We start from the raw sequence: 21,605 nt of genomic DNA, 5'->3' as shown, positions 1-21,605 counted from the left end.
CGTTATTGCTGTCCGCCATTGCCGGGAATGAGAATTCCGACACGACCTGATGTACAAGGGCGGCCCTTGCAATCGCCCTGCATCACAGCTTCTTTGGATTCGAGATTATAGACGAGCTTTTTGCCCGTGCCGACATTACCAGAGCTGTCTTCGAGGACAACATCGCCGGTAATCGTGATGACGCCTTTGGTCTCTTCATAGACACCTTTTTCGCCTTTCACCTTTTCTGTCGGCGTAATGTAGAAGAAATTGCCGACAGCGTCGATGCGTTCAATCGGGCCTAATTTGCCGCCGCCCAGATCAGTGCGGTAGACATCCATACGGTCGGCAAGAATACGCACGTCGCCTTGTTGCACTTGAACCTGTCCGGTCAAGATGGTGATGCGGCCTTTATAATCGGCTTTGTCGGCATCAATTTTCGTCGGCACATTGCCGCTACCCAGCGCGAATTGCGCTTGCGCTGGAACCGCCGCCAAAAAGGTAGCGCCTATGGTCGCTAATAAAAGAAATTTTCTCATTTTAATTCTCCGTCTGTGGCGTCGGGCCGGCTCGCATGTCTTCGGGATATATGATTGCGTGAACATTGTCCTTAAAAATATAACGCGAATAATCTTCGACAATTTCATAGCTGTCACCCTCGACCTCGCCAAAATTACCTGTGCAGTGAATAGCCTCATCGCCTTCTACCCGCCGCTCGCTGGTGAAAATGCGCGCATGGGACGTGTCACAAATATAGCCGTCATCGGTTTTCACTTGCACATTTGCGCGCAACTCCATGACCTGGCCTTTGGAATCGTAAAGGCCTTCCAGCGCGGTCACTTTCGACGGATCGGCGCCCTGGACGCGGGCAAAGGTGAGCACGGGTTTAATCAGTTTGACTACATCAGGATCGTCCAGCGAGCGTGTTGCATATTCCGCCGTCAGCGCATAGGGTACGCCTTGGCCGTCCAGCCCGGTGTAACGGGGATTAGTCATACGCACAGCTTCGCCGTCGCCGCGCGGGGCTACATCTACCCTGCCAATGCTGCGTGACATGTAAAAAGCCAGCACGCCCAAAATAGCCCCTGCCCCGACAATAAAGGCCAGTCGCAATGCGCGCACACGCCGCGTATGACGCCGCGCCGCATTCAGCGTCAATGCGCGGCGGGGTTCCCAAAGGGAGGTATGTCCGGCGGCTGGAGACATTAGGTTCTAATCTTTCGTCCTGAAACTGTGGGAGAAAATATCAACGTCGTTCCAGCCCAGCGCGTCAAGACGCGCGCGTGTCGGCAAGAACTCGAAGCACGCCTTGGCAATATCCATACGGTCTTCACGCAAAAGCCGGCCAATAAATATGCGCCGGAGTTGGTGCAGATACAGCACATCTGATGCCGCATATTCTTTTTGCGCCTCAGATAGTGTATCGGTGGCCCAATCACTGCTCTGTTGCTGTTTGGATAAATCCACGCTCAGTAATTCCCTGCAAAGCACCTTTAGACCATGCGCGTCCGTATAAGTGCGCGTCAGACCGGAAGCAATTTTTGTGCAAAAGAGCGGCATGCATTCCACGCCCAGATCGCGCTGCAGCATGGCCACATCAAACCGGGCAAAATGGAATATTTTTTCCACGTCAGGATTGGCCAGCAGGGCTTTCAAATTCGGGCAGTCATATTTATCGCGGTCCATTTGCACCAGATGCGCGTCGCCGTCTCCGGCCGAGAGCTGCACAAGGCACAATTTATCACGCACGAGAGACAGGCCTTGCGTCTCGGTATCCACCGCCACAGCATCTCCAAAGTCGATCCCGTCCGGTAGGTCGTGTTTATGCAGATATATGGCCATAAGATGTGTCCTGTTGGGTTAACCGCTGGCCTAACCAAAACGCGTCCTAAACTCAAGGTCATAGCGCGGTCAGATGCGTTACATATGTTTTATGAATAGGGTGCCTGAAAATCGCTCCACCCTATAGCGGATTGTGTTAGGTTTGATATATGAAGCAGACGCTAACCGATATTCAAAAATACGGCATAATTGCCGCAAAGGATAAAGCTTATGACGGCCTATTTTTTGTCGGCGTTTTGAGCACAGGCATTTTTTGTCGTCCCGGCTGTCCCGCGCGCGTGCCTAACCCTGAGAATTGCCAATATTATGATAACGCGGCGCAGGCGCTAAAAGCGGGATTCCGGGCCTGTAAAAAATGTCATCCGGCAAGCTTTAACGCGCAGGACGGCCCGCTTGTACGGCGCCTCATTACGATGGTTGAAGACAATCCGGAAACGTTGTGGCGCGAGGCGGATTTAGTTAAAGCGGGCATTGATCCATCAACCGCCCGCAGGCAATTTAAACGCCGCTTTGGAATGAGTTTTAGCGCTTACGGACGGGCCAGGCGGCTGGCATTAGGACTAAAAACACTCGCAGAAGGTGGAGATATGATAGAGGCACAATTGGCATCGGGTTATGAAAGCGAAAGCGGATTTCGCAAAGCCTTTGGTGACACCTTTGGCGGACAGGGCCACAGTCCGCTCGGCGCTGCGGGGCCAAAATTTTTCGTCGATTGGATTGAGACGCCATTTGGCACAATGATCGCCGTAACAGACGCGCAGGCGCTCTACCTTCTCGAATTTACCGACCGCACAAAACTTGACAGGCAAATGCATCGCGTAGCCAATTATAATCGCGTCATGATTACGCCGGGACGCACGCCTGTCCATGATCAAATCGCCGAAGAGCTTAAGCAATATTTCGCCGGAGAGCTGACAGAATTTAACACGCCTATCGCAATGTCAGGCACAGATTTTCAAAAAGCGACATGGCACGCGCTGCGCCGTATTCCGCATGGCCAAACCCAAAATTATGCAGGTCTGGCTAACGATTTGGGGAAACCCACAGCTTTTCGGGCCGTCGCGAACAGCAATGCCAATAACGCGCTCGCCATTGTTGTGCCCTGTCACCGCGTTATCGCCAAAGACGGGACGCTGGGCGGTTATGCCGGCGGGCTGGAGCGCAAAGCCGCTTTGCTGGATCTGGAAGGTAGAGACTAATCGTCCGGATAAAGGTCAATTGTCGACAGCACGTTTTCACCTTGCGAGGCGCGGTAACGCTCGACTTCATAGCCTTTATCGCGCAGAAGCTCGGGCAGGCTTTCCGGTCCGGCCAAATGCCCGACGCCGACAATAACCAGTACGGTTCCGCCCTCTTCCATACGCTCATCTATAAGCTTCGCCCAGCGGCGGTTGCGCGAGGCAAAAACGGCCTCATAGGCCTTTGGCGAGCGGGTCTGATAGGCGCTGACGACATCGCTATCTATGCGCTCCAAATCGCCCGACAGCCATGCCCATACGAGCGTTTTCATTTGCACGCCTAATTCATTTTGGTTCACCAATGTATCGCGCAAGGCGGCCATCTGAACATCTTCGGGAAGAGAGATGGATTGTAATAAATGCTCTTCTGCCGTCTCTAGAAAAGCGACATATTTGCCTGCTGTCTTGGCCCGTGCCAGCAAAGCCGTATCCGCGCCATATGCGCTGTGATAACCCTCCTTTTTCAGCAGGCTCGCCGTAATAATATCCGCCGCAAGCCACGGCTTGTAATTATCAAATGTGCCCTGCGGCAAATCACTGTTCAGCGTCGCGGCAAATAAGAGCTTTTCTTCATAGCCCGAGAGCTGCCGGGACAGCCCGTTACCGGCCGTGAGGTAATAGCCATATTGGGAAATAAGACTTGCCGCCTCGCGCTGGGACTGCGCGTCGCTTGGCGTTTCGAAATACACCGTTCCCGCTCGCGCAAACAGATCATCCAGATCCTGGCGCATCCAATCTGTATGTTCAGGCAAGAGGTGCACAGCGCCGTAAATATAGATTTCGGCCTGCATCTCCCCGCCCGTAACTTTGAAAATGGGCGGCCCGTCATTGCGCGCCCGTGCCGCCTCTATTTTGGCCTGAACCTGAGGGTCATTCTGGCAGGCGGATGTCAAAATTGCGCTCAGTATGAGGACGGTGAAACATAGCCAGTTTAAGGTGAATTTCATGGACACAGTGACGCTCTGCATGGTTGCACCCCCCTATGAAGCAGTCTATCACACCGCGCAAGCACCCGTAGCTCAGCTGGATAGAGCGCTGCCCTCCGAAGGCAGAGGTCACAGGTTCAAATCCTGTCGGGTGCGCCAATTTTCCCCTTATTTTCAGCAACTTACTTTTATTTCACAAGTAACAATTTTCTTGTCTCACTTACAGGGCACCATGGGGCACCACAGTGAGTAATATTTTAAACCAGTTCAGGAAGCTCCGTCACAATCTGAGACAAGTCTAACAACGAACCCCCACTCCTTAACAAGTGGGGATAACGCGTTGGCTAATTGCCTTAACCCCGCTCATGCTACTGCCCACGGTTGTCTGCGTTTTACAACGCGTAAACGATAACTGTGGGGAAAAGCTCGCGGCCCCAGAAATCATCTGCCGTCCGCGCCGGTTTTAACCTTCAACGGGCTTAATCCTTAAAAAAGCCCCGCATAATATGCAGGGCTTCGCTGCCATTCCCCGTTAGAAATGCGGGAGTGTGGCGATAATGTCTTCGCTCATGGTGTCCAGCTTAACTTACTCATTAGCCGGCCGCTCCAAAGCCTGATCAATCCCGAACATCTCCGCAGCCGCTAATGGCGCTTTGCGTAACTCGCTTGCATTACTTGGATCAAGTCCTTCCATATGCGCAAAAAAGTCGAGCGCATTACCGCCCGCATCGCAGGCAAAGCAATTGTAAACCTGTTTCTCTAAGTTCACGCCGCAAGACGGCTTGTGATCATTGTGGAAAGGACAGATGTTCTTAATTTTATCCCCTGTCCCGTGTGGCGTGATGCTGTAATGCGAAAGCATCCTGAAATGTCAGATACTCGCGCACAGTTTTAAAACTCAGCGTGACGGCATAATGCGGGCGTAAAACTTTTCGAATCCACGTCAATACACGACGATGTAGAGGAAATTTGCGGGTAAAATAGTGATTTTTCAATCCTACTCTTGCTCAATACGCCACATGTGTCTGAGTGAATCTGTTAATGATTATTGGAAAAAAGTTTGTTATAGCGCATGAGATGAAATTTGTTGCTCCCATATTTTCTGCCAAATTTTGGCTAACGCTAATGCTCTCTATGACAATGAGCGTTGGTGCCTTTGCGGCTGATATTCATCCTGCCGATGTGGACGACGATGCCTGTCAGAGCGCCGAAATTGTCGCCCAATCTGATAGTGTAGCGGTAAGCGGTGAGATAGATGACGGGCAAGACAATAGCCCCGCGCATGACCACCATGCGCATAGTTGCGGGTCTTGCCACATTCATATTGTTTCAAATAAATTTTCCAGCCTTACCTTTGCGTTGTCTGCCTCACTCAACTTTAAAATAGGTGTTGATCAAGCCGCGCCGCGCGCCGGTCCACTTGGCCTTTACCGTCCTCCACGAGCCTAACCTGAGTGAACTATAGCGCTTTCGCGCGTTATTTTATTCTTTTTTCAGGTTCGGACGAGGACATATATTCATGCCAAAATTTAAACGGGTCGCGCTTTGCGTCCTGATTGCTGCTACCTTTCCCGGAGTGGCAATCGCGGTTCCCTGCGACGGAGCCGATTCACTCTCTACGTCTATTCTTACGGGCGTGCCGCTTACTCTTAACATGACATTGGGGCAGATACGCGCGGCATCGCCAAATGTGCGCCGCGCCGCGCTCGAAATTCGCGCCCGTCAGTCCGACGCCGATCAAGCCGGCCGGCGGCTCAATCCGTCTATCGGATTTGAGATGGATAATTTTGCCGGCTCGGGGCCGCTTAACGGATTTAATCAGACAGAAACGACGCTATCTATTGAGCAAACTTTCGAGCTTGGCGGAAAGCGTATTAAGAGGGAGCGGGCTGTTCGCGTCGGAGCTTATCTTGCGACAGCTGAATGTTACGCCGTGCTTCGCGAAACTGAATTAGAGGCGGCAATTCTATTTTATGAGTTGCAAGCCGCTTATGAGCTAGCAGACCTTGCGGACGACTCAGCGGATTTGTCCACCAAGCTCGTGCAGATCGTGACGAAACGGGTCGAAGCGGGCGCGGCTGCTCCTCCCGAACTCTCTCGCGCCCGCGTAGAGGCCGCAGCGGCCAAAGCCGATGCCTTGACGGCGCGCGCCAATGTCGAGCGAAAACGTTTTGAGCTTGCCGCGTTATGGGGGAGCGATAACCCGAAATTTGCAAGACCTCTCACGCCCGTAAACGCGGCTATTGAACAAAGCGATAGGGCTCAGGATCTGGGCTACCATCCATTGCTCACGGTGGCTAAGGGCAATACAGAGTTACGCCTCGCTGAGCAGGACGCGGCCTACGCAGCAGGATTTCCCGATGTGACGGTCAGTGCGGGCGTGAGGCAATTTTCTGAATCAAATGATAGTGCCTTTATCGTCGGTGTTAGTGTGCCGTTCCCGATTTTTGATCGAAATAGAGACAAAGCGCGGGCGTCTGGATTTAGAGCCGAGTCATCACGCATTAACGCTAGCGCGATGGAAACAAACTTGCGCTCACGTCAGAGGGCAACATTGGCTGAGCGGCGCTCAATCGGGTTACGGTTATTGATCTTAGAGCAAGAGGCCCTGCCTGCCGCTCAATCCGCTTATGACGCTTCAGTAACCGGATATGAGGCAGGGCGCTTTGATCTCACCGCCATGCTTGCTGCCCGCAAAGCCCTTATCGAAACAAGGGTTTCCGTTATCCATTCGCGCCGTGATTTCAATATCGAAACAATGCGGCTTCACAGTTTGATCTCTGCCCCGCCGTTTAAGGAGACGTCTAAATGAAACAGACTCTAATATTAACAACAACTGCCCTCGCCCTTGCCTTTATGCTCAGCGGGTGCAGTGATAAAATAGCCTCTCCTCAAACGCAGGATGAACATACCGCGTCCAGCACTGGACCTGATAATCATGCGGAAAATGAAGAAGGCGGCAGTGATATTGTCAAGCTTAGCCCGGATGCCTCCCGTGAGGCCGGAATTGAGTTGTCTCAAGCCGCCAAAGGGCCAATGGGGCAATCCCTAACTCTGCCTGCCGAAATCAGGTTTGACGCAGACCGTGTGGCCAATGTTTCGCCAAAGGTCAGTGGTATTATTGGACGGCTATATGTGGGTGAAGGTGATCTCGTCAAACGCGGTCAAACCCTTGCGCTTATTTCCAGCCGGGAATTAGCGGGATTAAAGGCGTCATGGCTTAATGCTAAAACAGGCGAAGCTCTCGCGGCGCAAAAACTTGCCCGTGAAGAAAAGCTCTTTTCAGATCAAATTACAGCCGAGGCGGATGTGCAGGCCGCCCGCGCAAATTTTGAAGTCCTCAAAGCGGCTTCTGACGCTGCTGAAAATGAGCTTCATGCTGCAGGCGTCAGTGATGAAGCGTTGTCGCGCGTCGCCGGGGCTAATGATGGTGATAACGCCAATTCATATTTGACGGCTCCGATAAGCGGGATGATTGTTCGCCGAAATGTAACATTAGGAGAAACGGTCTCTGCAGGCGATGCTTCAGCGCGCGCTTTGCTTACGATTGTCGATGATAGCGAGGTATGGGCGGATATTGCGGTGTATAAACAAGACATCTCAAGCATCCGCGTCGGTGCGCCTGTCGTTCTTAAAAGCGATTCCGGCGAGGTGCTGGCGCAATCTACCGTCGCTTTTGTGCTGCCGGTCATTGACGAAACATCGCGCACCGCGACCGCTCGCGTGATCATTAATAACCCTGATGGTACATTGCGTCCCGGCCAATTCGTCACCGCAGAGATTAGCGTCGGAACCTCGAAGTCTGTCGTTCGGGTTCCGGAATCGGCTGTGCAACTGGTCGAGGATAAAAACTCGATATTTGTACCCGTTGCAGGCGGTTATATCCCGCGCGCCGTGTTGACAGGGACACAGTCTGGCGGGTTTTTTGAAATCCGAGCTGGCTTGTCTGTTGGAGAAACTTTCGTTTCCGGCGGCGCCTTCACCCTTAAAGCTCAACTTGAAAAAGCCGCCTTTGGCGATGACCACGGCCACTAGGAAAAATCATTATGTTTAATTTCATGCACAGAATTGCCGGTGGACGCCTCTTGGCGGCCATTGCAGCGCTCGCAATGACACTCGGTGGATTATGGGCGTTTCGCGCCTTGCCCGTCGATGCATTTCCTGATGTCACGCCCTCACTGGTTCAGGTCTTCACAGAAACCGAAGGCTTAGCGCCGGAAGAGGTCGAACGTTATGTGACCTATCCGATTGAGACCGCCATGTCGGGCCTTCCAAAGCTTAAAAACATGCGGTCAGTCTCTAATTTTGGGCTGTCTGTGGTCAATATTTATTTTGAAGATGGGACAAATGTTTATTTTGCGCGGCAAGTCGTCGGAGAAAGACTGGCGGAAGCCCGTGGCAATATTCCGCAAGGGTTTGGCGATCCGCAAATGGGGCCTATCTCAACGGGGTTAGGTATCATTTTATATTTCCGGCTTGAAGATCAAACCGGAAATCGCACCCTTGTTGAAATGCGCGAGATCCAAGACTGGATTGTTAAATACCAGCTTCAAACAGTCCCGGGCGTCACTGAGGTCTTGTCATTGGGGGGATTTGAAAAACAATATCAAGTTCAATTAAGTCCTGAAGCGCTGCTCGCCTATGACCTTAGCATAGCCGAAGTTATTTCGGCGCTGGAACGCGGAAATAAAACCAAAGGTGCTCAATTTATCGAGATCGGGGCCGAGCAATATACTGTGCGCGGTGTCGGGCTTGCGCGTTCTGTCGACGATCTGGCGGAAATTGTCGTCAGCGTTGATGATGGTCGTCCGGTGCGCGTGAGAGACCTCGGCAAAATCATTGTCGGGGGCGGCGTGCGCCAAGGCTTGGCCACGGCCAATGGCGAAGGGGAAGTTGTCGCAGGATTGGTACTGAAACTCTACGGCACTAACACCTCCGATGTTATTGACCGCGTCCATACCCGATTTGAAGAGATAAATAATAGCCTGCCGGACGGCGTTACGGCTATTCCATATTACGACCAAGGCACTTTGGTGAATAAAGCCTCTGCAACAGTCACAACGGCCCTTTGGCAAGGCGCGCTACTTGTCGCTATTATTGTCTTTATCTTTTTAGGGGGGTGGCGGCCAAGTTTAGTTGTCGTTTTGTCCATTCCCTTCTCGGTCGGATTTGCGTTTATCGCCATGCATGTTTTAGGCATTAGCGCCAACCTGATGTCACTTGGGGGTGTCGCCATTGCGATTGGGATGATGGTGGACGGGGCTATCGTCATTACAGAAAATGTTGACCGCAGTTTAAAAAGTACGAACGCTGATGTTGATACTCGATCGGTTGTGGCCCGGTCTTCAGCCGAGGTTATTGCGCCGCTGATCGCCGCAGTTGCCGTCGTGATTATTGTATTTCTGCCGCTTTTCTCCCTGCAAGGAGTTGAGGGTAAAACATTTAAACCTTTAGCCGCATCAGCGGCGCTGGCAATGACAGGCTCGTTATTTTACGCCGCTCTTATCGCGCCGGCATTGGCAAATGCCGTAATGCGCCGACCGTCAAAAAATAAGCCGAATAAACCTGATTATATCGCAATTTCAGTGAGTAAATTTGCAGCTATTTTTGTGCGGCGCCGGGTTGCCGCCATTCTATTGGCTCTTGTCTTGCTTATTGCAGGCGGAGTAGCGGGGTCTCGCTTAGGGTCAGAATTTACGCCCGCTCTCGAAGAAGGAGATATTTTGCTCCGCATGACAATGGCTCCATCGATATCTCTGACAGAAGCCGCAGCAACAACCACCCGTGTTGAGAGGCGGCTTTTAGGAAAGTTTCCGGAAATTAAGTCGATTGTGACACGTATAGGCAGGGGCGAAGTTGGCGCTCACGCCGATCCGACAAATAGTGCGGAATCATTCGTCGAGCTTAAACCGCGTAAAGACTGGCGCTCTGGAATGACTGCCGAACATCTACGCACTGAAATTTCAGAGGACTTAGAGAATGTACCCGGGATTGTTGTTAGTATCGGTCAGCCTATTGCAATGTCTGTTGATGAATTATTGACAGGCACACGCGCCGAACTCGCTGTGAAGATATTCGGTCCCGATTCAAATGTTCTCCTGGAGAAATCACAGGAGTTGCAGTCAATTTTACAAAGTGTCGAAGGCGCGTCTGAAGTCCAAGCCGATCAAATCACAGGTGCGCCTCAGCTTGTTGTAACGGTGGATCGGACTGCTCTCGGGCGATACGGACTTGATGTTGAAGAGGCGCTTGATGCTTTGGGCGCTTCGGTTGGAGGCGCTGAAGCCGGCGCGCTGTTCGAGGGTGTTCGTCAATTTCCAATTGTCGTTCGATTTCAAGAGAGAGACAGAAACTCTCAACAAGCCATAAGCCGGATTATTCTTGAATCCTCATCGGGCGCGCGCGTTCCGCTCAATACTGTCGCAAAAATTGAAACCCTGATCGGCCCGCGCCAAATCACGCGCGAAGACGGTGAGCGGTTTATAACGGTTCAGTCCAATGTTCGCGGGAGAGATATCGGGTCATTCGTTTTGGACGCCCAAAAGCTGACGAAGTCCGAACTGGACTTACCGCCCGGCTATCGCCTCGTTTGGGGCGGGCAGTTTGAGTTGCAACAACAAGCCAATGCCCGCTTTAAAGTGGTCATTCCGATTACTTTAGGCATCGTATTTTTAATATTGTTGATGACATTCGGGCGAATTAAATCGGCTATACTGATCCTGCTTAATATCCCTCTCGCTCTCACAGGCGGAGCCTTGGCTTTGTGGATGACGGGCTTGCCCGTTTCTGTGCCGGCAACTGTCGGGTTCATCGCGCTGTTCGGTATCGCGCTGGGCAATGGGATGGTGCTTGTCAGTTTCATGGACGACTTTGCCCGCGCCGGACAAGACCGCAATAATCTCGCTATAAATGCGGCAGGTCTGCGGGCGCGCCCCGTCCTGATGACGGCCATGACAACGGCGCTCGGACTTGCGCCTTTGCTTTTAGCAACCGGCGTTGGGGCAGAAGTGCAGAGGCCATTGGCGACGGTCGTTATCGGAGGTTTGGTCTCTTCAACACTATTGACCCTGCTGGTTATGCCCGCGCTGCATTATTGGTTCGCGCCAAAACCGGACGGGCATCAATCGATGCTAGGAACCCAACATGAGCTGCAAACGTAATTAAATTGACGATCCAGAGACATCCGATGGATGCTTACTGAGACTATAGGAATATGAAAATGGCAAACAAACATGACGATAATCACACGGAACACGATCACGATGATATTTTAAATCGTGTATTAGGAGGCAGGGCTGAAATCATCTTTGCGATACTTTGTGGCGTCCTCCTACTATTTGGATGGCTCGGTCCGAAACTTGGCGTTTTGCCTGGATCGGTTGGGTTTGTATGTCTGATCGGAGCCTATTTTTTTGGCGGTTATTTTGCTCTGCGAGAGGCTTTGGGAAAGGTGTTTCAGGGAAAATTTCAGATCGACTTTCTGATGCTTGTTGCGGCGACGGGCGCGGCCTTTTTAGGAGAATGGGCCGAAGGGGCATTTTTGCTCTTTCTCTTTGCCATCGGTCATGCCTTGGAAAAGTACGCCATGAACCGCGCCCGAAACGCCATTTCCGCTTTGGCTGATCTGACGCCTGATGAAGCCGTCGTGCGCCGCGGCAGCAGCACCGAAACGATCAGTGTTGATGATTTGGTTATCGGCGACATTGTCATTGTCCGCTCTAATGAACGCCTGCCCGCTGACGGCTTTGTCGTCTCGGGGCAAAGCGCCGTCAATCAGGCTCCTATCACAGGCGAAAGTGCGCCCGTAGATAAATCACCTGTTCAGGACGCGGTAAAGGCGGCGGCCAATATAGATGCGCTTAAAGCGGAAAACCGTGTGTTTGCCGGATCAATCAACGGGACAGGCAGTTTGGATATTCAGGTCACAAAACTGGCCGGAGAAACAACCTTAGCCCGCGTTGTCAAAATGGTCAGTGAGGCGGAAACCCGCCAATCGCCGACACAAAGCTTTACCAAGAAATTTGAGAAAATATTTGTGCCGTGCGTCATAGTGTTGGCCGTCCTTACATCGCTCTCATTTCTTATCTTGAATGAAGCGCCGCGAGAAAGTTTTTACAGGGCCATGGCGGTGCTGGTTGCGGCCAGTCCTTGCGCGCTGGCAATTGCAACGCCGAGCGCCATCTTATCAGGCGTCGCCCGGGCTGCGCGCGGCGGTGTTCTGATCAAAGGCGGCGCGCCCTTAGAGGCGCTTGGCACACTCGATGCGATCGCTTTTGATAAAACCGGTACGTTGACAGAGGGCGAACCCAAATTGGTCGATATCATGCCTTATGGCAACGTAACGGAAACTGAATTGCTCCGTGTTAGCGCAGCCGTCGAAGCGCTAAGTGATCACCCTTTAGCGCAGGCCGTGGTGCGCGATGCCAAAACCCGCTTAGGCTCAGTCTCAAGTGACGCCTCTAATTTTGCCAGCATAACAGGACGCGGCGTGTCAGCCCGCTTAGAAGGCAAAGCTGTTCACATCGGCAACGCCGCGCTCTTTGATGAGGTAGAGGGCACGCCTTTGCCGCAAGACTTGGCAGAGCGCGTCAATGACATGGCCGCTCAAGGCCGCACCACCATGATTGTCAGGCAGGGTGAGATCTACCTTGGCGCTATCGGCTTGATGGATACGCCGCGCGAGGCGGCCAAAGCCGTTATAGCGCGGCTGCGTGAAATCGGTGTCACCCGCATGATGATGATATCGGGGGATAATCAAAACGTCGCTGATGCAGTAGCGAAAGAGGTTGGCCTCGATATAGCCTTTGGTGATCTCATGCCCGCTGACAAAGTTACTAAAATCAAACAGCTTAAAGAGAGCGGCGGCGTCGCGATGATCGGCGACGGCGTGAATGACGCGCCCGCTATGGCGAATGCGACTGTGGGTATCGCGATGGGCGCGGCAGGGTCAGACGTGGCCTTAGAAACCGCTGATATTGCCCTCATGGGCGATGATCTTGAGACCCTGCCATTTGCGGTTGGGTTAAGCCGAGCCACGCGGCGCATTATCAGGCAAAACCTATGGGCCAGCCTTGGTGTTGTTGCCATCCTGATCCCCGCTACATTGTTCGGCCTTGGAATTGGACCTGCTGTTATTATTCACGAAGGATCAACACTAATTGTCGTTTTTAATGCGCTGCGGTTGTTGGCCTTCAAAGACAAAACAACACAGCACATATAAGAACAAACCAGAGTGTGGTAAATGAACAAGAAATTTATGTGGATTGAGTATTTCCTCTAAACAAATTTCTAAAGTCCGCTTTGGAGATAAAATGTAAAATTTGCTATTCTCCGTAAAATAGAGCAATAATAAAGAGGTTTATGATAATGAAAACAATATCTGCAGCGAAGGCAAATAAGAAATTTTTGAACTGATCGATGCTGTTCAGCGCGAACCTGTTCTGGTGACAAAGAAAGACCGGCCTGTTGGCGTGATGATCTCTATTCAAGACGCCGAGACTTTACTGGCAATGCAAACTGAAGTCGGTATTGCGAAAGGCCTTGCCGATGTTGACGCTGGCCGATTTAGCGATTTCACGCCTGTCTACCCAAGAGAAATGGCGGCGCGATTCAAAGCCAGACTAAAACCGTCCTAACATATGAAAGTTACTCTAACCGAAAATGCCGAAGACAATCTTTGGCAAATATATAAGTATCATTCAGATTACAGCGCCGAATATGCAGATAAGTTTTAAAATGATCTGACCGATTTTATATTCGGCAACCTGTCACAGAATCCCAAAATGCGAACGCTGTATAATCCGGCGAAGGCCGTGTACCGCGGGGACAATCCTTTTAGCACCACCCCCACTAATATTCCTGGAATGTCTAATTTTACAACAACGCATTCCGGCCCTGCTGGCGGCGGTAGTGCTTCATCCTGCCTCTCTAATGAGGAAATTCTGAAAAAGAGTCAGGACAAACAGATAATGGGTGGGATCGGAAGATTAATCAAATTTAGAAAGAAATTAAATCCGTATACCGGCCTAATTCCTGTATTAGGCGGCGGAATTCGAATATCACATTATCGATACTACGGATTTTCTGCACAAGCGCCATTATTTGCACCCGGATTGAATCCGAGAAGTTTTGCTTCGCCCAATTCCGACCCAATTTATTCTGAACGACAAGCTCAAAAAATCCTGGCATTGAATGCAGTTCAAGATTTTTTTATAATGTCACATTTTACCATAATGGTTCTTTGGCTGAGCCTATTGGCCCCACAATTGTTCAACCAGATCATGGACAGCCTGGCGGTGGAGAGAAGTTAGGTTTCCCGATAGCACAACACTTGGAAGCGTCGTTGGGCCTTTTTCTTTACCAAAAGATTGCAATGATGATATATAATGAATTAAATTCTAGTAGTTTAATGAAGGCCTAAATGAAAAATCGAGCGAACAATATCCAAACTGTATTAATTAATCACAATTTGGCGAACAATTATGGTGCTTTTTTAGAACAAGAAAGAATTAGTGAGTATAGTCACTTTAGTTTTATTTATAACGACACAAATATTGATTTATATAATACTCTTGGACAAAGTGTAGTTCAAGTGTCTGTAATCGTGCATTCTACAACAAAGCCTATGCTTTTTTTCAGAAAAAATAGAATTTAGGTCTCTACACAACATTTCTTTATTGAAATTTGAAAAAAACATTATGTTACCATCATATTTTTTAAATTATATCTGCGGCTTAATTGATAATAAAAAGCTTTGAATTATTACCTTTGTACACAAGAGTGAGGAATTTAGCTTTGAACTGTCTAATTGTGCGCTTGCAATAAGAATGGTCAATAGTATTTCTGCATGTGTACTAAGGAATAATTTAATGAATGATCAAACACTTCTACAAAAAGATTCATCTACAAAATTTTGATTTCTATACTAGCTGTACTATTTGTAAGTTGTGACATTAATGGAGAAAGGTACAATACTAGGTACAATAATGATCCTTCTAGTACGACAAATTGTATCAAAACACAATATATAACACCATTCAAACCTAACAAAATATCAAAAAAGTGAGGGGTGCATTTAAAGATGCTATTAAAAATAGCTAAAAAAGAAGATGGATATTATCAATTTTGCAATGAATAATCTATGAAGCAAAATATAAAATGAAAATCAAATTATCTTTCAAAATTATTATTTTGGCACAGATTATAAATGTGTCTTGCGGAAAAGCGGATTCAATATACATAACGAATATTACTTCGGAATGCACTTATAAAAATGACACAATTTTAGTAAATTCCATGAGCGAAGATATAGGGCAACAGAAAGTCATAATCACAGCGGATGGACTGGAATTTGACCGGGAAATTGACAAGACTAACAAGACAATTCCTTGGAGTTTTGTAGAAATGCTTGCAGTTCAAGCTAAAAGAGAAAATGGAACTGTTTTGACATCAGTCCATTTAGAAAAAGAAAATTGGATTGTTGGCGCTTTGGATAAAAAATGTTTTGATAAATTCACAGATTTTGCACCTAGGCGCATTGGGATTGTCACGACAGTCACACTTACAAGAAACTGATTCAAATCAATATCAGGCTTCCAAATAAGTTATGGAGGATTAGAAACAAGATCATGTACAAAAAGTTCTCTATTTTAAAACCTAATATAAAATTAGTTAGCAATATATTCCTTATCATTATTGGTGTGGTTGTATCTATGAAAAACGAAGGCAGCTTATTTGGAATATTTTTAGCTGTATATGGATGGACGCTAGCTGTGGATAGCTTCTCTGACGAAAACCAAACGCTTGATACACGCTATAAAGGGCAAAATGTTGATGTGTTTTTACTAATTGGTTATTCGCTCAGCGCTATTTTATTAGTTTTGGTTTTTGCCCATCAGGTTTTCATAAATATGATTTGTCAAAATTGTGGGTAGGTATTTAAATAACTTATACTGTCTGTCCATATAGATATTTTTAGTTGTGTGAGGCAGAGCAATCTGGTCCCCTCAGGGGGCAATACATTCATCTATGACAATCTGGCCGCAGTGACGTGTGTATTGACCGCGCGCCGCATCCCGGCCGTGTGTGCAATACAATACCGGACTCGATACGTGGCCAAGTCATCGACATGTTTCTTGATATCCCTGAGTTATCGCCACGTGAACTGGCAGTGCGGTTTACCGATACGTAGCGCTATAATGTGACAGATCGGCTTTACCTCCTTTAAAATCATCGGCTTGGGCTGGATGTATCTATCGACGGTGCTTGATGATTTGCCGCGTTACATCATCAGTTGGACGCTTTGCATGACGATGAAGACGAGTGACGTCACTGATATACTGAACATGACGCGTGTCGCTTCTGGATTAATCAGGCCAATGTGAAACCGACATACTTTTCACGACAATTGAGCAAGATAGTCGCGGAGTAGACTGACGCGGTTCGGGCGGAAACTCTCATCAGTCAGGTGGAAGGCTTCGATCCGCTCCACCTTGAATTTCCTAAAGTCCTCTCGGAGGCAGCACCAGGCGAGCAATCCGCGTCATCCACACCAGCATCACCAGAAAAACCATCCCTTAAGGAGGCAGATGCCTCTGCTGTGGCTTTTGCAAAACCTGCACAAGCCTCCGCGTCAACTGCAACACCTAACATCACATCACTTTTAGCAAAGTCTCCAGACTCACTTATAGCACCAGTCACACTTATCGCGCCAGCTGCACCAACCCGTGCGCCAACTAAACCTTTGACACTAAATGTATGGCCATTTGTATCATAGCTGATCGATGCGCCAACTCTTCCGCCGGGTCCAACGGAAACTTTCGCAGAAGCGCCAACTGTGATTTTAATCATTCCTGTTGGGTCAATTCCATTGATTGGGTCATTCTCGACGTAGGCATATCTGTTGAACATCGCAGGATTTCCCGTATCCATGAACGTGACGGGGTCTATGCTCAAGAACCGTCCAATGTTCGGATCGTAATAGCGGGCCTGCATATAGGTCAGGCCGGTGGGGGCGTCATAGATGTGGCCCGTAAAGGCCGCTTGGTTATCCAGCGCGGCGGGGTTGAGCAGTTTCTCGCCATAGGGCGTGTAGCGCTCGCGCCACGCGACATTACCGGCGCTGTCCGTGCCCGCAACGGGGCTGCCCAGATGGTCGCTGTGCAGATACTGAATATCGGACGGACTTGTGTCGCCCGGATAGCGGTGAATGCGCGCGCTGACCTGTCCGGCGAGGCGCACATAGGTAAATTGATCATTACCTGCAACCGGATCAACCATGGAGATCACGCCGGAGCTGTCATAGATATTGTAAATCGTCTCATTATTCATGACGGATTTTACGCGTTTCAGATTGCCGTCATACAGGTAGCTGCCACTGACTGCGCCGCTTATGACAACAGGTTGATCAGACATGTCATAGACGAAGTTCTGTCCACCCAGCAGGGTGACATTGCCGCGTCCGTCTAAGATACAGCGCGCGTGCCGAGCTGGCTGTCCACGCTCTGTGTGAGCTTGTTATAGCCATTCAGGTTTTTCAGATTGCGCTCCAGTCCAAGTCCAGTCTTTCAACATAGAGATCAAAAACAATTCCAAGCTTTCGTCCGCAGATTTAGGGCAACTTGTAACACTATAGCCAAACCCTTGTTCAGATAATATCTGGTGATGCTGCAAGACCATTGAACCATCAGGAAACAATAACATTCCATTCTTCCCGCCAAAGTTTTTCAATAGAGGAAGTACGTCAAGATTGGTCTTTATTCCTAATTTTTGAGTCGAAACTTCAATAACTTCTAAGTCCAATTTTAATAAGACTTTTGACCAACAAATAACAAATTGATTTTTATTTTCCATATTTATTTCTCTAAGGCTTTTCTGGCTTTATTGGTATATGGTCTACAGGGCCGACATGACCGTGAGGTTGTTGGCTCGTAGGAGCGCTAGCAGTTGGATGGCTCTCAGGGCCGCGAACCGTGTTAGTTGGGTATGGGTCGGGAAGTTCGCTGTTAAGCTGTTTATATGCAGACATATCGCCTTCAGTTATACCCCCTGTTTTTTTGTCCATTTTTGCCATCGCAGTTAACGCCCGTTTTTCAGAGCTATGCCGAGCAACGGCTTTTAGACCTTTTCCGGCTAAATCACCTACAATAGGCACTACTCCGACTACTACTGCTGCGCCACCCACCAAAGTTGGATTCTCTGAAAACTCTATAGCTCCTTTAGCGTCCCCGACCCCTGGGGTGAAGTCTGCTACCGTACCCCCTACTGCGCCTGCAACGCTGCCGGCCTTAACGGAAGCTTTTTGAACATTTTCTTGAAGTTTTTCATCTCGTGGCCTTGGCCGCATAAAACGACAACTGCTACAAACTTGACGACCATCAGGATCAATCGCATTGATAGGATCATTCCCCACATAAGAATAGCGATTAAACATCCCCGGCGTGCTTGGCGTGACCCCCACCGGATCAATGCTGAGGAACCGTCCGATGTTTGGATCATAATAGCGGGCCTGCATATAGGTCAGGCCGGTGGGGGCGTCATAGATGTGGCCCGTAAAGGCCGCTTGGTTATCCAGCGCGGTGGGGTTGAGCAGTTTTTCGCCGTAGGGCGTATAGCGCTCGCGCCACGCCACATTTCCTGCGCTGTCCGTGCCCGCGACCGGGGAGCCCAGATGATCGGTATGGGTGTATTCAATCACAGGCGCGGTAAGATCCGACGGTTGACGGTGGATTTTCGCGCTGACATTGCCGCCGAGGCGTAGATAGGTAAATTGATCATTCCCCGTGAGCGGATCGACCATAGAGACGAGACCGGAACTGTCATAGATATTATAGATCGCCACCCCGTTCATTACGGATTTCACGCGCTTTAGACTTTGGACGAGGTCAGCTGTGCTGACAAATCGATCCTGTGAATCGATTTGAACCGGAAAAGGCGTTGGCAGACGCCCGTCATACCCATAAGCCGCGCTGCCCCACGGCCCGGTCGAGATGAATAAGGTCAGAATGGTGAGGATAATGGGTTTTATAAAAGCCATGATACAGAGATAACAGATTGCACCCAAAGAGTCCTGACGAGAAAGGGGGTAATTAATTCAAGTAAATAGGGGTTTCTGGGATGGGGTTACTTGTGGCCCAAGGTGATAGCAATGTGGGGGCATTTTGGCCCAGTAAATAAGTCGCAAAAACAGAGCTTTAGCGTCGAAGTGGGCCATAAAGGCCGCTTCGCTTTATCTTGCTCTACAACTATTCTGACCCTTTTTTTCTTACCCCATCAACCTCAAGAGCAAATTCGTGCGTGGAATCTGTGCATATTAAATCGCGACCGCAACCACGCTTATAAAGCCTCCCAGACAAACAAACATACCGTCCATCTAGGCTTTCAAGATACTTTTCAGATAACTTTCCTTGCGTCACGCCCAGTCCAAATTCCCTATCTCGTAATTCATTCTTACTAGGGTAAAAATTATGGTCTTCAGAACTGTAAATTACATAGCCACACACTTTTGGCGTGTCTCCAACAAATTTTTCAGGAGTTAAAAAAATCTCCTCTTCTAAACTTACTTTGCTCACTCCGCTACAAGCGCACAAAACTGAAAATAGAGGAATAAGAAAGATTCGGGTTGCAAATGTCATCTTGTTTCTCCTCTTCTTTGAAACTGGTTCAATCTCGACCTCAGTGCTTTTCTGTCAGTTGAACCCAATTTTCCCGAAACGACTCTACCCCGAACCTGTCCGCCACTGATTTCAACAGCAATGACCGTATTGGAGCCATGTGCAATATAGTTTGGAATACCCATTTCAGGTACTTGGCTATCACCAGCTCCGGGAACTGGAGTGTTTTTATTGGTTGGGTGAGTATGAACAACACCATCTGCACCAGCCACTTCGGATGGTTTAAAGGCTGCTGACGATGAGGATGAACTTGTCAACGGTACATTTGAAGTAGTTGAGGTTCCATCAGGATTTGTATCAATTCGAGAAACTTGTTCATTACCTGTCTTTTGATTGGTCGATGAAGCAAAAGAGGTTGCCGCCGAATCCGTAGATGCTGTTCCCACAGCATCCCCGCTAAAGTCATTGGCCTTACTGGTTCCAAAAAACCCTTTCTTGTCTTCAGTTCTAAAGTTTGATGAGTCAAAGCAAGTGCCCGATAAACCTTGTGCACCTGTGTCAGAGCACCCATACATCCCAGTCGGATCGATTATATTTATCGGGTCATTATATACATAAGCATACCGATTAAACATGCCCGGAGTGCTTGGCGTCACATTCACCGGATCAATACTCAGGAACCGTCCAATGTTTGGATCGTAATAGCGCGCCTGCATATAGGTCAGGCCGGTGGGGGCGTCATAGATATGGCCCGTAAAGGCCGCTTGGTTATCCAGCGCGGCCGGGTTGAGCAGTTTCTCGCCATAGGGCGTATAGCGTTCGCGCCACGCGACATTACCCGCGCTGTCCGTGCCCGCAACAGGGCTGCCCAGATGATCGGTATGGGTATAATTAATTTGAGGGGGCGCGATATCAGATGGAGTTCGATAGATCCTCGCGCTAACCTGCCCGCCAAGGCGGATATAAATAAATTGGCTACTGCTTGAGAGCGGATCCACCATGGAGACAAAGCCGGAGCTGTCATAAATATTATAGATCGTCTCCCCATTCATCACGGATTTCACGCGCTTGAGATTGCCGTCATATTTAAACGTGCCGTTGACCGCATCAGTAATAGCCGTCGGTTGATCCGACATATCATAGGTAAACGTTAATCCGCCAAGGGTGGATGTGCCGTTATCCGTGACATTGCCCCGGGCGTCATAGCCCACCCATTGCCAGGCATTGCCCCCCTCCGCGCTATCGCGGAATTGGGAAAGTCGATTGAGAGCATCATACTCCATCTGCACCGTGCGCGACCCCAGCGTTTTGGAGGTCAGATCAACTTTGCGAGTTTCTGACGGCGCTGTGCATCCTGTGGTATATCCCATACCTTTGGAATATGACGTCATCTGCCCTGCATCGTCGTAATCGTAATAGGTGTTTCCGGCCTTATCCGTGCGGTGATGACCTAGGCGACTGCGATCATCATATTCGTAATATTGATATTCGTTTTTATAAACGACGGTCGTGCTCCAAGTGAAGAGTGAATTATTATATACTGTGTATTTATGGCTTCAGAGATATTTTGGAAACCCTGCTCCGCCAAGTTGCATATGTATACCTAAATTTTAAAGGAAATCACTCTCAATAGTGATGTTGTTATAATTTTTTAAGTATACTATATATTTACAATTTTTAGTATTAATTGTGTTTTCGCAACTTGGTGGAGGCAATCATGAGTGATAAAGAAGTATTGAGCGTAAGATTAACCATCGAAGATTTTATTGATTTGCGCAAATCCAATCCCAAACTAGAAGAAAAGATAATGTCCATTTTATCAGAAGAGCTCGGCTTTCAACCAGAAAAAGCTTGGCTTGAAGCCGGGGGTTATGTCAAATTTTCCAAAGGATCTGCAACTCTACAAGATGCCGATCATCGCGAAATTGCCGTGCGCGATGTCGCCCGACGCGAATTGCTCCGTAAATAATTTTTGGCGCGCTAATCACGCGCCAATTATTTTCAGGAAA

At 49.1% G+C, this 21,605-nt stretch carries 21 protein-coding genes, 1 tRNA gene and 1 pseudogene; 12 read left to right on the top strand and 11 right to left on the bottom strand.

Annotation, left to right across the window (positions count from 1 at the left end; all coding sequences use genetic code 11):
• Positions 1–2 precede the first annotated feature (2 nt).
• From H142_RS16265 to H142_RS0107420, 3 genes are read right to left on the bottom strand one after another with little or no spacing between them, the layout of a single operon-like run.
• Entirely contained in the window at positions 3–518 is a 516-nt protein-coding gene (locus tag H142_RS16265) for an LptA/OstA family protein (RefSeq protein WP_017931485.1), read from the bottom strand.
• Position 519: 1 nt separating this feature from the next.
• Entirely contained in the window at positions 520–1,185 is a 666-nt protein-coding gene (gene lptC / locus H142_RS0107425; RefSeq protein ID WP_017931484.1) for an LPS export ABC transporter periplasmic protein LptC, read from the bottom strand.
• A 6-nt stretch (positions 1,186–1,191) separates the two neighbouring features.
• Complete coding sequence (locus H142_RS0107420) at positions 1,192–1,821, bottom strand: ribonuclease D (RefSeq protein WP_017931483.1); 630 nt, start codon at positions 1,819–1,821, stop codon at positions 1,192–1,194.
• Positions 1,822–1,970: 149 nt separating this feature from the next.
• On the opposite strand from H142_RS0107420, the gene H142_RS0107415 reads away from it, so the two are divergent.
• Positions 1,971–3,020: a bifunctional transcriptional activator/DNA repair enzyme AdaA gene (locus H142_RS0107415; protein WP_017931482.1), complete on the top strand. Its 1,050-nt coding sequence runs from the start codon at positions 1,971–1,973 to the stop codon at positions 3,018–3,020.
• Here H142_RS0107415 and H142_RS16260 read toward each other — a convergent pair.
• Positions 3,017–4,027, bottom strand: coding sequence for a TraB/GumN family protein (locus H142_RS16260; RefSeq protein WP_017931481.1), 1,011 nt, complete (start codon positions 4,025–4,027; stop codon positions 3,017–3,019). The genes H142_RS0107415 and H142_RS16260 overlap by 4 nt on opposite strands.
• A 40-nt stretch (positions 4,028–4,067) precedes the next feature.
• Here H142_RS16260 and H142_RS0107405 point away from each other — a divergent pair.
• Positions 4,068–4,144: transfer RNA gene (locus H142_RS0107405), tRNA-Arg, on the top strand.
• A 427-nt stretch (positions 4,145–4,571) separates the two neighbouring features.
• Here the strand turns inward: H142_RS0107405 and H142_RS0107400 are convergent.
• Positions 4,572–4,847, bottom strand: a complete 276-nt coding sequence (locus H142_RS0107400; protein ID WP_017931480.1) for a CHC2 zinc finger domain-containing protein — start codon at positions 4,845–4,847, stop codon at positions 4,572–4,574.
• A 215-nt stretch (positions 4,848–5,062) separates the two neighbouring features.
• Here H142_RS0107400 and H142_RS0107395 point away from each other — a divergent pair, with 215 nt between their 5' ends.
• The 9 genes from H142_RS0107395 to H142_RS0107355 all read left to right on the top strand — a co-directional run bounded on the left by H142_RS0107395 (position 5,063) and on the right by H142_RS0107355 (position 15,918).
• Complete coding sequence (locus H142_RS0107395; protein WP_156811951.1) at positions 5,063–5,434, top strand: hypothetical protein; 372 nt, start codon at positions 5,063–5,065, stop codon at positions 5,432–5,434.
• 70 nt (positions 5,435–5,504) lie between these two features.
• Positions 5,505–6,797 carry a TolC family protein gene (locus H142_RS0107390; protein ID WP_017931478.1) on the top strand — a complete coding sequence of 431 codons (1,293 nt, stop codon included), beginning with the start codon at positions 5,505–5,507 and terminating at the stop codon, positions 6,795–6,797.
• Positions 6,794–8,020 carry an efflux RND transporter periplasmic adaptor subunit gene (locus H142_RS0107385; RefSeq protein WP_017931477.1) on the top strand — a complete coding sequence of 409 codons (1,227 nt, stop codon included), beginning with the start codon at positions 6,794–6,796 and terminating at the stop codon, positions 8,018–8,020. The genes H142_RS0107390 and H142_RS0107385 overlap by 4 nt, the downstream gene beginning before the upstream one ends.
• An 11-nt stretch (positions 8,021–8,031) precedes the next feature.
• Positions 8,032–11,145: an efflux RND transporter permease subunit gene (locus H142_RS0107380; protein WP_017931476.1), complete on the top strand. Its 3,114-nt coding sequence runs from the start codon at positions 8,032–8,034 to the stop codon at positions 11,143–11,145.
• 53 nt (positions 11,146–11,198) lie between these two features.
• Positions 11,199–13,205 (top strand): heavy metal translocating P-type ATPase, encoded by a 2,007-nt coding sequence (locus tag H142_RS0107375; RefSeq protein WP_017931475.1) that lies wholly within the window; start codon positions 11,199–11,201, stop codon positions 13,203–13,205.
• Between the two features lie 223 nt (positions 13,206–13,428).
• A complete protein-coding gene (locus tag H142_RS0107370; RefSeq protein ID WP_017931474.1) occupies positions 13,429–13,620 on the top strand; it encodes a hypothetical protein in 192 nt (63 codons plus the stop codon).
• A 147-nt stretch (positions 13,621–13,767) separates the two neighbouring features.
• Positions 13,768–14,295, top strand: coding sequence for a hypothetical protein (locus H142_RS0107365; protein WP_017931472.1), 528 nt, complete (start codon positions 13,768–13,770; stop codon positions 14,293–14,295).
• Between the two features lie 847 nt (positions 14,296–15,142).
• On the top strand, positions 15,143–15,559 hold the full coding sequence (locus H142_RS0107360) for a hypothetical protein (protein ID WP_017931471.1): 417 nt from the start codon (positions 15,143–15,145) through the stop codon (positions 15,557–15,559).
• A gap of 53 nt (positions 15,560–15,612) precedes the next feature.
• Positions 15,613–15,918: a hypothetical protein gene (locus H142_RS0107355; protein WP_017931470.1), complete on the top strand. Its 306-nt coding sequence runs from the start codon at positions 15,613–15,615 to the stop codon at positions 15,916–15,918.
• Between the two features lie 464 nt (positions 15,919–16,382).
• Here H142_RS0107355 and H142_RS17260 read toward each other — a convergent pair whose 3' ends face one another.
• The 6 genes and pseudogenes from H142_RS17260 to H142_RS16245 all read right to left on the bottom strand — a co-directional run bounded on the left by H142_RS17260 (position 16,383) and on the right by H142_RS16245 (position 20,987).
• The gene (locus tag H142_RS17260) at positions 16,383–16,520 is read right to left on the bottom strand and encodes a WYL domain-containing protein (protein WP_083898972.1); all 138 of its coding nucleotides are present in this window, start codon (positions 16,518–16,520) and stop codon (positions 16,383–16,385) included.
• Between the two features lie 323 nt (positions 16,521–16,843).
• Positions 16,844–17,263, bottom strand: a pseudogene (locus H142_RS17305) (RHS repeat-associated core domain-containing protein); the annotation flags it as partial.
• 237 nt (positions 17,264–17,500) lie between these two features.
• A complete protein-coding gene (locus H142_RS14810) occupies positions 17,501–17,836 on the bottom strand; it encodes a hypothetical protein (RefSeq protein ID WP_017931468.1) in 336 nt (111 codons plus the stop codon).
• Between the two features lie 10 nt (positions 17,837–17,846).
• Positions 17,847–19,019 carry an RHS repeat domain-containing protein gene (locus tag H142_RS16250; RefSeq protein WP_017931467.1) on the bottom strand — a complete coding sequence of 391 codons (1,173 nt, stop codon included), beginning with the start codon at positions 19,017–19,019 and terminating at the stop codon, positions 17,847–17,849.
• 208 nt (positions 19,020–19,227) lie between these two features.
• Entirely contained in the window at positions 19,228–19,617 is a 390-nt protein-coding gene (locus tag H142_RS16835; RefSeq protein ID WP_156811949.1) for a hypothetical protein, read from the bottom strand.
• On the bottom strand, positions 19,614–20,987 hold the full coding sequence (locus H142_RS16245; RefSeq protein ID WP_017931466.1) for an RHS repeat-associated core domain-containing protein: 1,374 nt from the start codon (positions 20,985–20,987) through the stop codon (positions 19,614–19,616). Before H142_RS16245 ends, H142_RS16835 begins: the two co-directional genes overlap by 4 nt.
• Positions 20,988–21,313: 326 nt before the next feature.
• Between H142_RS16245 and H142_RS0107330 the strand changes: the two genes are divergently transcribed.
• Positions 21,314–21,565 (top strand): hypothetical protein, encoded by a 252-nt coding sequence (locus H142_RS0107330; protein WP_017931465.1) that lies wholly within the window; start codon positions 21,314–21,316, stop codon positions 21,563–21,565.
• Positions 21,566–21,605: the final 40 nt, after the last annotated feature.

It is taken from the genome of Robiginitomaculum antarcticum DSM 21748, from assembly GCF_000365025.1.
GTDB classification, from domain to species: Bacteria; Pseudomonadota; Alphaproteobacteria; order Caulobacterales; family Maricaulaceae; genus Robiginitomaculum; species Robiginitomaculum antarcticum.
Note: the sequence above shows the minus strand (reverse complement) of the source record. Positions and strands in the feature narration are given on the sequence as shown.

Coding starts and splice junctions, on each gene's coding strand:
- H142_RS16260 (WP_017931481.1), bottom strand. CDS start 4,027: ATGCAGAGCGTCACTGTGTCCATGAAATTCACCTTAAACTGGCTATGT.
- H142_RS0107355 (WP_017931470.1), top strand. CDS start 15,613: ATGTACAAAAAGTTCTCTATTTTAAAACCTAATATAAAATTAGTTAGC.
- H142_RS14810 (WP_017931468.1), bottom strand. CDS start 17,836: ATGGAAAATAAAAATCAATTTGTTATTTGTTGGTCAAAAGTCTTATTA.
- H142_RS0107330 (WP_017931465.1), top strand. CDS start 21,314: ATGAGTGATAAAGAAGTATTGAGCGTAAGATTAACCATCGAAGATTTT.
- H142_RS0107385 (WP_017931477.1), top strand. CDS start 6,794: ATGAAACAGACTCTAATATTAACAACAACTGCCCTCGCCCTTGCCTTT.
- lptC (WP_017931484.1), bottom strand. CDS start 1,185: ATGTCTCCAGCCGCCGGACATACCTCCCTTTGGGAACCCCGCCGCGCA.
- H142_RS0107365 (WP_017931472.1), top strand. CDS start 13,768: ATGCGAACGCTGTATAATCCGGCGAAGGCCGTGTACCGCGGGGACAAT.
- H142_RS0107395 (WP_156811951.1), top strand. CDS start 5,063: ATGAAATTTGTTGCTCCCATATTTTCTGCCAAATTTTGGCTAACGCTA.
- H142_RS0107390 (WP_017931478.1), top strand. CDS start 5,505: ATGCCAAAATTTAAACGGGTCGCGCTTTGCGTCCTGATTGCTGCTACC.
- H142_RS0107380 (WP_017931476.1), top strand. CDS start 8,032: ATGTTTAATTTCATGCACAGAATTGCCGGTGGACGCCTCTTGGCGGCC.
- H142_RS16250 (WP_017931467.1), bottom strand. CDS start 19,019: ATGGCTTTTATAAAACCCATTATCCTCACCATTCTGACCTTATTCATC.
- H142_RS0107415 (WP_017931482.1), top strand. CDS start 1,971: ATGAAGCAGACGCTAACCGATATTCAAAAATACGGCATAATTGCCGCA.
- H142_RS0107400 (WP_017931480.1), bottom strand. CDS start 4,847: ATGCTTTCGCATTACAGCATCACGCCACACGGGACAGGGGATAAAATT.
- H142_RS16245 (WP_017931466.1), bottom strand. CDS start 20,987: ATGACGTCATATTCCAAAGGTATGGGATATACCACAGGATGCACAGCG.
- H142_RS0107420 (WP_017931483.1), bottom strand. CDS start 1,821: ATGGCCATATATCTGCATAAACACGACCTACCGGACGGGATCGACTTT.
- H142_RS0107375 (WP_017931475.1), top strand. CDS start 11,199: ATGAAAATGGCAAACAAACATGACGATAATCACACGGAACACGATCAC.
- H142_RS16265 (WP_017931485.1), bottom strand. CDS start 518: ATGAGAAAATTTCTTTTATTAGCGACCATAGGCGCTACCTTTTTGGCG.
- H142_RS16835 (WP_156811949.1), bottom strand. CDS start 19,617: ATGACATTTGCAACCCGAATCTTTCTTATTCCTCTATTTTCAGTTTTG.
- H142_RS0107360 (WP_017931471.1), top strand. CDS start 15,143: ATGAAAATCAAATTATCTTTCAAAATTATTATTTTGGCACAGATTATA.